Annotated in this window: 9 protein-coding genes; all 9 read left to right on the plus strand. The window is 70.9% G+C overall.

What is annotated here, in order from left to right; genetic code table 11:
- Positions 1–162 precede the first annotated feature (162 nt).
- The 9 genes from ACFTE1_RS00940 (at position 163) to ACFTE1_RS00980 (ending at position 13,285) form a co-directional block, all read left to right on the plus strand.
- Positions 163–3,555, plus strand: coding sequence for a glycosyltransferase (locus ACFTE1_RS00940; RefSeq protein ID WP_380619869.1), 3,393 nt, complete (start codon positions 163–165; stop codon positions 3,553–3,555).
- Positions 3,552–4,910 (plus strand): glycosyltransferase, encoded by a 1,359-nt coding sequence (locus ACFTE1_RS00945; RefSeq protein WP_380619872.1) that lies wholly within the window; start codon positions 3,552–3,554, stop codon positions 4,908–4,910. Before ACFTE1_RS00940 ends, ACFTE1_RS00945 begins: the two co-directional genes overlap by 4 nt.
- Positions 4,911–5,073: 163 nt before the next feature.
- A complete protein-coding gene (locus ACFTE1_RS00950) occupies positions 5,074–5,736 on the plus strand; it encodes a DUF4272 domain-containing protein (RefSeq protein ID WP_380619875.1) in 663 nt (220 codons plus the stop codon).
- A 92-nt stretch (positions 5,737–5,828) separates the two neighbouring features.
- Positions 5,829–6,926 carry an adenosine deaminase gene (locus ACFTE1_RS00955; RefSeq protein WP_380619877.1) on the plus strand — a complete coding sequence of 366 codons (1,098 nt, stop codon included), beginning with the start codon at positions 5,829–5,831 and terminating at the stop codon, positions 6,924–6,926.
- A 244-nt stretch (positions 6,927–7,170) separates the two neighbouring features.
- A complete protein-coding gene (locus ACFTE1_RS00960; RefSeq protein WP_380619886.1) occupies positions 7,171–8,415 on the plus strand; it encodes an amidohydrolase family protein in 1,245 nt (414 codons plus the stop codon).
- Positions 8,416–8,817: 402 nt separating this feature from the next.
- Positions 8,818–9,528: a class I SAM-dependent methyltransferase gene (locus ACFTE1_RS00965; protein WP_380619891.1), complete on the plus strand. Its 711-nt coding sequence runs from the start codon at positions 8,818–8,820 to the stop codon at positions 9,526–9,528.
- Between the two features lie 264 nt (positions 9,529–9,792).
- The gene (locus ACFTE1_RS00970) at positions 9,793–10,860 is read left to right on the plus strand and encodes a hypothetical protein (RefSeq protein ID WP_380619894.1); all 1,068 of its coding nucleotides are present in this window, start codon (positions 9,793–9,795) and stop codon (positions 10,858–10,860) included.
- Positions 10,861–10,963: 103 nt separating this feature from the next.
- On the plus strand, positions 10,964–12,178 hold the full coding sequence (locus ACFTE1_RS00975; protein ID WP_380619896.1) for a hypothetical protein: 1,215 nt from the start codon (positions 10,964–10,966) through the stop codon (positions 12,176–12,178).
- A 222-nt stretch (positions 12,179–12,400) separates the two neighbouring features.
- Positions 12,401–13,285, plus strand: a complete 885-nt coding sequence (locus ACFTE1_RS00980) for a TrmH family RNA methyltransferase (protein WP_380619899.1) — start codon at positions 12,401–12,403, stop codon at positions 13,283–13,285.
- Positions 13,286–13,307: the final 22 nt, after the last annotated feature.

The raw sequence follows: 13,307 nt of genomic DNA on the forward strand, positions 1-13,307 counted from the left end.
CGAGTCCACGAGGGCCTGCCGGCGGCCCGCCCCGACACCCGTGACCGAGACGGCCCCCGAACCGCAGACGAGCAGGAAGTTCGCCATAAGGTGCTAGTCTGGGCGGCGGAAGCGGCACACCCTTCCGAATCACACCTTTCGGACATACGTGGAAGACTCACGGTGAAGGCGACCAGAACCCCCGGCCCCGACGCCCCGAGCGTCTGGGAAGACGCCCCTCCCGAGGCGGACGCTGCCCTCAACGCGGTCGCCGACCGCCTGACCGGCCCCGACGCCATCGACGCCACGGCGGCCAACGCGCTCGCCACCCGTAGCCGGATCGGGCGCCACGCGCTCGCCATCGCGGCGCGGCGCGGCCGACGGCGCGCGGAACTCCAGCTCGCACGCGTCCTGGCCGTCCAGCCGCTGGCCGAGGGGGACCGCCGGGCCGCCCGCGACCTGTTCGAACGCGGCGAGATACCGGACGACGCCGGACTGCGCGAGACCTACGCGCGCCTGATCGCCGAGACCGCCCCCGATGACCTCGGAGGCGTCCGGCTCACGGCGGAGACGGCCGCCGCGCTGGACCTGAAGGACGCCGTGAACGGCGGCGGGGACGTCGTCGCGTCCCTGGAGGCCTGCACCGGATGGACCGGAATGTCCCTGGGCGGCGAGTCCGGCGAGGCCGCGTCCGATGGGACGCTCGGCAGCAGGAAGGAGCCCGGAGGCCTCGACGGCCTGCGCGGCCCCGCCCTGGACCCGGTCAAGAGCGGCCCGCTGATCTCGATCATCATGAGCTGCTACCGGCCCGACCGCCACATCGCCACGGCCGTCCGATCCGTCATCGCCCAGTCCTGGCAGCGCTGGGAACTGGTCGTCGTCGACGACTGCTCCGGGCCCGAACACGACGGGGTCCTGAGCGAGATCGCCGGCCTCGACGACCGGGTCCGCGTCCTGCGCCAGCCCTACAACCTCGGCACCTACGCCGCCCGCAACCGCGCCCTCGACGAGGTCCGCGGCAGCCTGGTGACCGGGCTGGACTCCGACGACTGGGCCCACCCCTCCTGGCTCGCCGACCAGGCCGCCCCGCTCCTCGACGACCCCGAGCTCATGATGACCATGTCGCGGGCCGTGCGCCTCGGCTCGGACCTCGCCCCCTTCGTCGCCCCGGGCCTCAAGCTCTTCGAGCACCGCTCCACCTCCGCGATGTTCCGCCGCGACCCCGTCCGCGAGCGGATCGGCTACTACGACTGGGTCCGCAAGGGAGCCGACAGCGAGTTCCGCCTGCGGATCCAGAAACGCTTCGGCGCCAAGCGGACCGTCCGCCTGGACGCGGTCCACACCGTGCTGCGGGTCAGCGGGCAGAGTCTCTCGGCGGGGGAGATCGCCCCCGGCTGGCTGCATCCCAGCCGCAAGGCCTACGAGTCGGCCTTCAGCCACTGGCAGCAGTTCCGCAGGGGCCGTTCCCGACTGGCGCGCAACGTCTGGCCGCGCCCGTTCTACGCGCCGACCGTGCTGCTCGACCCGCTTGCCGCGCAGGAGTTCGACGAGGTCTACATCGCCGACTGGAGCGAGGACGCCCCGCTGCGCAGCGGGCTGATGGACCGGGCCGTCGGATCCGCGCGCCGGGGACGGCGGGTGGCGCTGGCCCACTACCCGGACTGGACGAACCCCGTCGCCAGTCGCCGCTACGCGAAACCGGTCCTGGAGACCGCCCTGCGTGAGGGCCTGGAATGGGCCGACCCGGCCGCGTCGACCGACGCGGACTGGTTCGCGGCGGACGAGGCCACCGCGCTGTTCCTGTCCGTCGAGCACGGCAAGAAGGCCGCGGCCCCGCCTGGACTGGAGGTGCGCGAGCCGCACGAGGGCCCTGGCGTGAAGGCCTCCCTGCCCGCCCCGGTCCGCAAGGTCGGCGGAAGACTCAAGAGGGTTCCGGCGAAGGCCGGGGGAATCGCCCGCCGCGCCGCCGTCGCGGGCACGACCTGGCTCCCGGGCAGGGCCCGCCGCAAATGGGGCTCGGCCCGCCACGACCTGGAGTTCTGGAGGCAGCGCCTGTACGGCGGCTTCTCCCGCACGGCGGGGGAGGAACTGCGGAAGATCGCCGAGAACCCGGCCCTGCGGTACGGACTGCGCAAGCGCGCGGCGCAGATGCTGGACGAGTTCTACACCGGTGAACGCGGGAAACACCGACGCGGCGGGGGAGTACGCGACCGGGACCGCGAGGACGGCCGGGCCGGGGACGGCCACCGCGCCGACGCCGGGCAGTCCCAAAATCCGCCGTCGGGCCCGGGCGGAGCGATCTCCCGAGGCGTGCTGACTCCTCCGCACCGCCGCGAGATCGACGTCCTGTTCGTCTCCAACTTCTGCATGCCCGGCGGAACGTCCACCTCGAACGCCGCCGAGATGCGCGCCCTGGCCGACGCCGGACTGACCGTCGGCCTCCTCCACCACCCCGTCTACGACTGGCGTATCAGCAGGGACTTCAACCCCAAGATCCGGGCTCTGCTCGACGAGGGAGCGGTCGAGGAGGTCGCGGTCGACGAACCACTGCGCGTCGGCCTGCAGATCGTGCGCTTTCCGCGAGTCATGGCCCACCCCCTGGAAGACCGCCCCGACATCGAGGCCGACGATACCGTCCTGGTCGTCAACCAGGCCCCCTACGAGTACTACGCCGACCGCGGCAAGGTCCTCACCTGGGACCCGTCCCCGGTCTTCAACGGCCTCACCGACTGGGCCGGGGCCCACCGCTGGTTCCTCCAGGGCCCGCAGATCCGCCGCGCGCTGGAGGCCGACCACGCCCGCGAGACCGCCGCCATGCCCGTCGACGACGAGTACTGGTACGGCTTCGTCGACGTGGAGGACTGGCGCCGCGAGGGCCGCAGGGCGGGCGGCGGAGCCTTCCGTATCGGCCGGCACGCCAGGGACGCGGCCGGGAAATGGCCGCAGAGGCCGGAGACGCTGCTGGCCGCCTACCCCGACGACGAGGGCATCGAGGTGCGCGTCCTGGGCGGCGCGGCCGCCGCGGCCAAGGTCATCGGCGGAGACCTGCCGGACAACTGGACGGTCGAGGAGTTCGGGTCCCGGGGCGCCCGCGAGTTCCTGCACGACCTCGACGCGCTGGTGTTCTTCCGGGCCGAGACGGGCACGGAGGCGTTCGGCCGGACCATCCTGGAGGGAATGGCCTCCGGACTGCCGTGTGTCGTTGCCCCGGAATTCACCGAATTGTTCGGGCCGGGCGCTATCGTCTGCGAACCAGAGGAGGTTCGCGACGTGCTCGAGAAGTTGAGGAACGACGAGGAATACTACCGCGAGGCATCGCGGCGCGCGCTCGACCACGTGCGCCGGAGCTTCAGCACAGAGGCCTATGTGGACCGGGTCGGCCGCCTGCATCCGAGCCTGGGCGCGAAGATGCGCGCCCGATCGGAGGCCGGTGCGGACACCGGTGCCGCGTCCGCTCCGGGAGACGGCGCGGGAGGCCGTGCGGACGGCGAGCGCGCGGAACCGGCCGCCGAAGACGGCGCCGACGGGCCGGGACCGGCACGCGAGCCGGGGTCGGGGGAGAGGGCCGAACGGTGATCCGCCGCCTCGCCGGAAGACTGCCCGCCCTGAGCCGCGGTTCGTGGGCGACGCCGCTCCTCTCCCGACGTGGAGCGACGACCCTCCGCCGCGCTGAGAACCTCCTGTTCCACGGCTGGTCGCAAGAGGGCCTCGCCCTCCTTGCCGGAGTGGAGCGCAACGGCGGCCGAGCGGCCCGCCTGTCCGCCCTGAACCTCAAGAACCGCTGGAGCGCCTGGCGGCGCACCTGGACCGCGCGCACTCTGAAAGCCGACGTCGCCATAGTCAGCCACCTCGCCCTGCCCGGCGGAAACGCCTCCGCAGTGGCAGAGGAGGTCCGCGCCCTGAAGGCGGCCGGCAAGACTGTTGTCCTCGTCCACCACCCCGTCCGGACCTGGAACATCACGAGGGCGCTGAACCCCAAGATCGCCGACCTCCTCGACGGGGAGTCCGCCGTCCTGGCCGGACCGGGCGACGCCGTCGAGTGCGGGCTGGCCGTCCTGCGCCTGCCCACGGTCTTCATGCGCCCCATGGAGGACCTGCCCGAGATCACCGCCCGCAGAACGGTGCTGGTCGTCAACCAGACCCCGTTCAAGTACTACGAGGGCGACCGGGGCGTCGACAAGGCCTGGGACGTGGCGACCGTCCGGGAGAACGTCCAGCGGCTATTCGGCGACCACACGTGGCTCCCGGTCGGACCCGTCGTGCGCGAGGCCCTGTCCGATCACCACTCGACGGCAATGTCCGAAATGGATCTATCGGGCGACTACTGGTACGAGGTCCTGGACCTCGCGAGGTGGCGGGCCAAGGCGATCGACGGAGAGGCCGCCCCGACCTCCCGGCCGATAGTCATCGGCCGCCACTCCCGCGACCACGAACTGAAATGGCCGCACGGCCGCGACCTGGCCGACGCCTACCCCGCCGGCCGGACGACCGAAGTCCGGGTCCTCGGCGGATCGAACGTCCCCCGTAAACGTCTCGGCGGCCTCCCGGAGACCTGGACCGACCTGCCCTTCGGAAGCACGGACGTCCAAGAGTTCCTCCACTCCCTGGACGTCTATGTCTACTTCATCGACCCCGCCGCCCAAGAGGCCTTCGGCTACGCCCCCATGGAGGCCATGGCCGCCGGCGTCCCGGTGGTCTGCGACCGGCGGCTCGAACCGCTCTTCGGGGAAGCGGCCGTCTACTGTGAACCATCCGAGGTAGAGGGTACGGTGCGGGCACTCGCACAGTCTCCCGCGCGGTGGCGCGCCCAAGCCCAACGCGCGCGCGACGCAGTGCGCCAACGATTCTCGCACGAAGCCCTGATCCGGCGCGTGGACGACCTGGTCGCGGCCGGAAAACCGCGGCGGAGAGGCGACTACGCAACGCGATGACGACACCGCCCGCTGAATACGCAGGGCTTCTCGGTTTTTCACGTCACCCCATTGACGGGTTTTCCACGCTGCCGCTACAGTCGAGTAATAACCCCGACTGTGGCGCATACCGCAACTGACCACGGACGGGCACTCCAACCACCTCGATGTGCCAGGGGGCCCCATGACCTCACTCGCCGTGAGCCCGCACACCATGCGGCAGACGACTGTCAGTCTACTCCGAAACTACGGGCTCACCGTCCCCAACCAGTTCCAGTTGCTCTTCCCCCAAGGCACCGTCCCCCGGGTCCGCAACAGCCACGAGATCGAGTCCCGCCTCGCCATCCTCAACGTCATCCAGGCCCGCGTCTTCAACATGCCCGAAGACCTCGCCATGCGCTGGCTGCTCGACGCCCACATCCTCGACCACCTCGTCCCCGCCGAGTGGGGCTTCATCGCCTGCGGCCGAGGCGACCGCATGCGCTACGCCGAACAGTGCGAGAGCCTCTACGCGCTCGCGTGGGTCCTGGGGCTCGTCGAGCACCTCGACCCGAGAAGGCCGTGCGAGGAGAACTTCCCGGCCCTGCTGCCGGACCTGCGGACCCCCGAGCCCTTCGCCGACTGGCGCTCCCGCCAGCTCCACGCCACCCGGGGCCCGGCGGACATCGCCGAGATGCTCGACCTCTACTTCTGCCTCGACTGGCTGTGCGAACAGGCCTACCAGACGGGGGTCAACCCGCCCGCCGGACTGGACGACTCGCTCGTCTGGCACCGCCGCTGGGTCCTGGAGTGGGTGGTCACCTTCGACGGCGAAGAGGCCCCCATGTGGGACCAGGTCAAACTCTAGGACGGCCGCGCTCGGGCGGAACCCGCGTCCCACGGCGCGCGACGGCCCTCGGGCGCACGTGAGTCATCCCATGATTCGTTTAAACTGACGGTGTGACAGCTCAAGAGAAGAATCCGCAAGAGATCACCCTGGCCGACATCCAGCAGGCTCCCAAGGTGCTCCTGCACGACCACCTCGACGGCGGTCTGCGCCCGCACACCATCGTCGAACTGGCCGACGCCATCGGCCACGAACTGCCCGAGCACGAGCCGAAGGACCTCGCCAGGTGGTTCGCCGAATCGGCCGACTCCGGATCCCTGGAGCGGTATCTGGAGACCTTCGCGCACACCTGCGCCGTCATGCAGACCGCCGACGCCCTCAAGCGCGTCGCCTCCGAGGCCGCGCAGGACCTCGCCGCCGACGGCGTCGTCTACGCCGAGATCCGCTACGCACCCGAGCAGCACCAGCAGAACGGCCTGAGCCTCGACGAGGTCGTCGAGGCCGTCCAGGCCGGCTTCGCCGAGGGCGAGCGCCTGGCCGCCGAGGCCGGGCACACCATCCGCATCGGCACCCTGCTGGACGCCATGCGCCACGCCGACCGCTCCATGGAGATCGCCGAACTGGCCGTGAACCACCGCGACCGCGGCGTGGTCGGCTTCGACATCGCCGGAGGAGAACTGGGCAACCCGCCGGAGAAGCACCTGGAGGCCTTCCAGTACCTCAAGCGCGAGTCGATGCCGTTCACCATCCACGCCGGCGAGGCCGACGGACTCCCCTCCATCTGGGGCGCCGTCCAGCGCTGCGGCTGCAACCGCATCGGCCACGGCATCCGCATCCTCGACGACATCGAGGTCGTCAACGGCGAGCTGAACCTGGGCGACCTGGCCGACTACATCCGCGACCAGCGCATCGCCCTGGAGCTCTGCCCGTCGTCGAACGTGCAGACCGGCGCGGCCGAGAGCGTCGAGACCCACGGCATCGGGGAGCTCGACCGCCTGGGCTTCCGCACCACGGTCAACACCGACAACCGCCTCATGTCGAACACGACCCTCTCGCGCGAGTTCCACCTCGTCGCCACGGCCAACGGCTGGGGCTGGGAGGACATCGAGCGCCAGGTCGTCAACGCGGTCAAGGCGACCTTCCTGCACCACCCGGACAAGGTGGAGCTGCTGCGCGAGGTCGTCGTCCCCTTCTTCGACGCGAAGAAGTAGAGGCGCCGAGGGAGCGGGCCGCCCACGGGCACCGGACGCGGGCGGCCCGCATTCGTTCTCTGCGCACTTGTGCACTGCGGCCCGCTCCCGCGCTCTCCACGGTCCGCACCCCGTTCTCCGCGGCCCGCTCCCGTTCTCTGTGGTCCGCACCCGCGCTCTCCGTTCGAGACGACCGAGGTGACGCGGTGTGTCGCCGGCGTCTCCGAGCGTTCTCTGGGCACCGGCGCGGGAGTAGTCTGGTGCCATGCATATTTTCACCGCTCCCACCGTCGTGCCGGTAGGTTCCGAGCCGATCTCCGACGGCGCCGTCGCAGTCGGGGACGACGGACTGATCGCGTACGTCGGCCCCTCCTCGGAGGCCCCGGAGGGCGAGACCACCCGCTTCGACGGCGTCCTCACCCCGGGCCTGGTGAACGCCCACACCCACCTCTGCTACAGCGCCTACACCGAGATGTACACCTCGGACAAGGAGTTCTTCGAGTGGATCCAGCAGTTCGCGATCCGCAACCCCGCCATGACCGACGGGGAATGGGCCGCCGCTGCCCGCGCCGGCGCCGAGGAGTCGCTGCGCAACGGCACCACGGCCGTCGCCGACGTGGTGACCCCCGCGGCGGCGTTCCCCGCCCTGCTGGACACCCCGCTGACCGGGACCCTCTACTGGGAGGCGTGCTTCCAGGACTCCGCCACCTGGGAGGACAACCGCGCCGCCTGGCGCGACGTCCTCATGGAGACCCGCGCCAAGAACCACAGCGAGGACCTCTCCATAGGCGTCAGCCCCCACACCCTCTACACCCTGTCCACCGCCGTGGGCGTCTCGGTGGCCGAACTGGCCCGGACACTCGACGTGCGCCTGCACCCGCACCTGGCCGAGACCAAGCACGAGGACATGTTCGTGCGCCGCGGGGCGGGCCCGTTCGCCTTCATGACCCGCCGCGCCGGACTGTCGATGGACCTGACCGAGTCGCGCGGCGCCGACCACTCCCCGGCCGCCCAGGCGGGGAAGCTCAACTGGCTGGGTGCCGACTCCCATGTCGCCCACGGCGTCCACCTCGACGCCGAGGACCGCGCGCTGCTGCGCGAACAGGGCACGGCGACCGCGCTGTGCATCCGCTCCAACCAGCGCCTCGAAGCGGGAGAACCGCCCGTCGCCGCCTACCGTGCCGAAGGCGGCCCGGTGGCCGTCGGCACGGACTCGCGCGCCTCCTCGCCCGACCTGGACGTGGCGGGGGAGTGGCCGGAGCTGCGCAAGGCCGCGCTGTCGCAGGGCGACTCCGGTGAGGGCCTGGACCGCTGGATCATCGAGGCCTCCACCGCGGGCGGGGCCACAGCGCTGGGCCGCAAGGACATCGGCTCCCTCGAAGTCGGGCGCCGGGGAGACCTGGCCCACTTCGCCGTCGACGCGGGCGACGACCCCTACGCCGCGCTCGTGTCAGCGGCGGCCGGCAACTGCACCGCGACCGTCGTCAAGGGGCGCCTCCTCGACCGCTAGGCCGGGACGCCGACTGGACGCGAACCGGGGACTTCCCTTCGGGGAGGGCCCCGGTTCCTTCGTATCCGCAGGTGGACACGACCATCAGTGGATCGCGAGGAATTCCCTCGAACGGGAGTGGCGCCGACAACCGTGTGTCCGCGGGCACCGGAAGTCTATCGCTTTGATTACGCACGATAACGGTTCGGAATCATCGATAGACCACGCGGATTTCAGCGGGCATGATGGAACCACAGCGAACAACCGAATAGACCTACTGGTGGACCGCGGTCTCGAACCATGGAGATCCCCCTGTCCCGCACTCCCCCGGGAGACCCCGGTCCGCCAACCCCTTGATCCGCCGGCGCCCACAAGACTGGGCTCCGGCGGATGCTTTTCCACGGCGTATGCGACGCTTGAGTCGTGACCGAACCACGACAGCACCAGGCCGACGCCCCCACCGTCGACGACAAGGCCCCGGGACGAGTGGCCGCCATGTTCGACCGGGTCGCGCCGAAGTACGACCGCACGAACACCATCGCCTTCGCCGGCCAGGACAAGCGCTGGAGAAGGACCACCCGCGAGGCCCTCAGCCTCCAACCCGGAGAGCGCTGCCTCGACCTCGGCGCCGGGACCGGCGTCTCCACCGAAGAGCTCGCCAAGTCCGGGGCCGACGTCATCGGCGTCGACATCTCCCTGGGCATGATGCAGGAGCGCGGCGACCGCAAGGCCCCCCTGGTCGCGGCCGACGCCGCCGAACTCCCCTTCGGCGACAACACCTTCAACGCCGTCACCGGCATGTTCTTCATCCGCAACGTCGCCGACTCCGACGCCGTCCTCGCCGAGATCCACCGCGTCCTCCAGCCCGGCGGACGACTCGTCCTCCTCGAGGTCTCCACCCCCGTGTGGGCCCCGGTGCGCGTCGGCTTCCGCACCTTCGTCAAACACGTCCTCCCGCGCGTGAGCAAGGTCGTCTCCAGCGACCCCGAGGCCTACCGGTACCTGTCCGAGACGACCCTCGAATGGCCCGACCAAGAGGCCTTCGCCCAGAAGATCATCAAGGCCGGCTACCGGAAGGTCGCCTGGCGCAACCTCGCCGGCGGCTCGGTCGCACTGCACCGCGGCTTCAAATAGCCGAACGGCGCGACGAGGACTCCGACGGCGAGGAGCCCCGCGCCGAAGCCCATGGGGGTATACCGGCGGGCCGAACGCCCGCGCCGAAGCCTTCGGGTATACCGACGGGCCGAACGCCAGCGCCGGAGCCTCTAGGCGGCCCGACCGGTCTAATACCCGCGCCGGCGCGCCGGACTGGAACCGCGAGAGCCGCCCCGACGGAGACTTGCGCGGCGGCAACGCGGTTCGCCCGGGCGAACCGGACGGCTCGACTATCATGGACGAGTGGCCGACCAAGTGACCCTCTGCAAACGATGCGGCAAACCCGTTCCCCAACAACGCGGACGCGGACGCCCCCGCCTCTACTGCCCCGAAGGCGACTGCGCCTCCCAAGCCAAGAGGCAGCGCGAGATGCGACGGTCGACCCCCGGGCTCGAAGGCGCGCTCGCCCGAGCCGAAGAACTGTACGAGAACATCGAGCAGTCCCTGTCCACCGCCCTCGGCCCCCTCGCCGAAGCACTCCGCGCCGAAACCGACCCCGCCGAAGTCGAAGCCCGACTCGCCCAGGTCAAGGCAGAATCCGCCGACGCCGTCCGAGCGGCCCGAGCCGAACGCGACGAACAGGCGAACCGCCTGACCCACCTCGAAGAACAGTACGCCGCCCGGACCGCCGACCTCGACACCGCGAAAGAAGAGGCGCACCAGGCCCGACAGCGCGCCAACGACGCCGCCGACAAGACCGCCGAAGCGCGCCGCGAAGCGGAGAAGGCGATCGCCGCAGGCGAAGAGGCCCGAACCGAGGCGCGCAGCGCCGTCGAGGCGGCGGAGGCCGCCGCCCGCGAAGCGCAGACCGCTCGCGAGGAGGCCGAGGCGTCAGCCGAGGAAGCCGAACGGCGGCGGCGCGAAGCCTTCGACGCGCGGGCGATCGCCGAACAGGCGATGAGCGCCGCGCAAGAGGACGCCGAGCGGCAGCGCGAGGCCGCCGACGAGGCCCGCGCGGAGGGCCGCGAAGCGGTCCTGCGGGCCGAGGCTCAGGTGGACGCCGCTGAGGCGAGAGCCGGTGCGGCGCAGAAGGACGCACAAGAGGCGCGCGAGGAGACGCAGCGGTTCGAGACCCGCGTCGAAGAGCTGATCGGCCAGCTGGCCGTCGCGCGCCACGAGGCCTCCGCCAAAGCGGCCGACGCCGACCGCCTCCGCTCCGAGCACTCCGGGGAACTCGCGGCACTCCGCGCCGAGATGGAGGACCTCCGCCGTTCGAACACCGATCTCACCGTCGAGAACCAAGTGGTTCAGGAACGCAACCTCCGGCTGGCCGAAGAGAACCGCGTACTCCGCGAGAACGCCGAAGAGTGACCGATCAGGCCGTATTTCGGTGCATATCGAAATACAGGCCGGTGTCACGGCGCGTTCGGAACGGGTTCACCGCCGGTTCACGCCCGAATCCTAGGCTCAGGGCGTGGCAACCATCGAAAAGGCAACAGAGACGGTCGCCCGCTGGCAAGGCCGGGAGTACGAGGCTCGCGTACTCGCCGACGGCGCCGCCTACGAACTGATCAGCCCCGTACCCCAAGAGGGCTTCCGGCCCTCGGCCGGCCGCTTCCGCCGCTACGTCCATGTCAAGGACACCGTCACCGAACCCTATGTACCCCATCCCGACACGCCCATCTGCCTCCCCGTCGACTCCGGGCTGGACCAGGCCAGGATCCAGAACCTCACCCAGAGGGCCGGACTGACGCCCCGGGAGGCCGACATCGTCACCCACGTCCGCAACACCGCCCGCGTCCGCCGCGGCACCCGCATGGTCAAACCCCTCAGCGCCCAGCAGGTCTCGCGGCAGCTCCACAGCCCGCCCACCATCGGCGGCGTCTGCTACCGCGAATACGACACCGCGCACCTGCGCCTCCCCGAGCACCGCCAGGCCCTGTCCGGCGACCCCGACGTCGCCGCCACCGTCGCCTTCGCGCTGCGCTGGAACGCCGTCGACGCCGGCGACTACGTGCCCACCGACCTCCGGCACTTCCCGGGGCTGCCCACGATGAGCTCCCGCGAGCGCCGCGGGACCCTCGTCATCGGGTCCGGATTCCTCCCCTCGCCCTCCGAGCTCATCCCCGAGTTCGCCACCGCGCGCCTGGCCGACATCCCGCTCACCTCGGGCGCCGAGATCCTCGCCTACACGCCCGAAGGCGAGGAGGTCCTGCTGTTCCAGTACCAGGCGGGGACGCGCACCTGGGAGCGGATGGCGGGGGCCCGGCGCAAGAACCTCCTCGACCAGGTCCCCGGCAACCAGGGCAACCGCACGCGCTACTTCGTCGAACCGTCGCGCTGGTCGGGCCTCGTCGCCCTGCACGAGGACCGGACCGTCACGGCCACCGCGGACCTCGGCTTCGGCCGCGGCAAGTTCGGCGACGACGTGTTCGTGACCTTCCTGCCCGGCTCGACCACTCCGACGGTCGTCTCCTCGCCGCAGCGCTTCTACATCACCGGCTGGTGGAAGGGGGTCGAGTGCCTCGCGGTGGACCATTCCGACGAGTGGGTCCGCCTGCGCCTGACCCAGCCGTCGATGGAGGACTTCTCCAACCTGAACGTGAGCGCCGTGGAGCGCGGCCTGTACGAGACTTGGGTCCGGGGCGACGACATCCAGGACTTCCGGACGACCGCCGTCCGGTACTGACCGCTCACCGTCCGTCCCGGGACCCGCCCATCCCGGGTATTCGGACGGCGTCCTTTCCTACTGCCGTGCGTAGGCGCGGTGCATTCCAGAGCATAAGGGGCGCAACGATATTCGTTGGCACGATCACCGAGTGTCAGAAGATGGGAACCGGAGGGGCGCGACCCCTTGCCATCGAGCCATGTGCGTCTATCATGGGGGTTTCGCATAGGAAGGACCCATGGTATGCAAGCTCCGCAGTGGATAACCGAAAGAGACGCCACCTGGAGCCGCGTCGAGGCTCTGCTCAACGACAGGGAACAGCGGAACTCCACCGGCATGTTCCTCGTCGAGGGCGTCCTCGGCGTGCGCACCGCCCTGGAATACGGGTGGACGGTCCGGGCCCTCCTGTTCAACAGCGGCCTCAACCTCTCCGAAGGGGCCCGCAGCCTCCTCGACGCCACGGGCGGCGACGTGTACGCCGTGGCCCCCGAACTGATGGCCGAACTGGGATCCCGCTTCGGCGGCGTCTCCGAGATCACCGCCGTCCTCTCCCACCGCGCCTGGGACCTCGACCTGGTCCGACCCGGCCCCGGATTCACCGCCGTCGTCTGCGGCCCGACCGCCGACCCCTCCGCCGTCGGAGCCACCCTGAGAGCCGCCCACGCCTTCTCCGCCGACATGGTCATCATGGACGCCGGCGTGCCCGACCCCTTCGACCCCCGCGCCGTCCACGCCTCCGCCGGAGCCGTCCTCCGCGTCCCCGTCCTCACCGGCCTGCCCGTCGACGAGGTGATCGCCTGGACCCGACAACACGGGGAACTCACCGTCGTCGGCGCCTCGCCCACCGGGCAGGACGAGGCCTCCGCCCACGACTTCACCGGGCCCACCCTCCTGGTCGTCGCCGACGAGCAGTTCGGACTGCCCAACTCCTGGCGCAACGCGGTGGACGCCACGGTGAGGACGCCCACCCGCGACGGGATGCCCGGCGTAGACGCCGCCGCCGTCGCCACGATGTGCCTGTACGAGGCCGGACGCCAACGCGCCCCGAAACGCCAGGCCAATGCCGAGCCCGAGCCTCGCCGCAACGACGGTGAGGGCTTCTTCCCCGTCGGCTTCATGTCGGCCTAGAGGGTGAGCGGGGCCCGCCCGT

Source organism: Salininema proteolyticum, assembly GCF_042685645.1.
Classification (GTDB): Bacteria; Actinomycetota; Actinomycetes; order Mycobacteriales; family Micromonosporaceae; genus Salininema; species Salininema proteolyticum.

Excerpts from the sequence above, each read along its gene's own strand:
- ACFTE1_RS00950 (WP_380619875.1), top strand. The coding sequence starts at position 5,074 with ATGACCTCACTCGCCGTGAGCCCGCACACCATGCGGCAGACGACTGTC.
- ACFTE1_RS00960 (WP_380619886.1), top strand. The coding sequence starts at position 7,171 with ATGCATATTTTCACCGCTCCCACCGTCGTGCCGGTAGGTTCCGAGCCG.
- ACFTE1_RS00980 (WP_380619899.1), top strand. The coding sequence starts at position 12,401 with ATGCAAGCTCCGCAGTGGATAACCGAAAGAGACGCCACCTGGAGCCGC.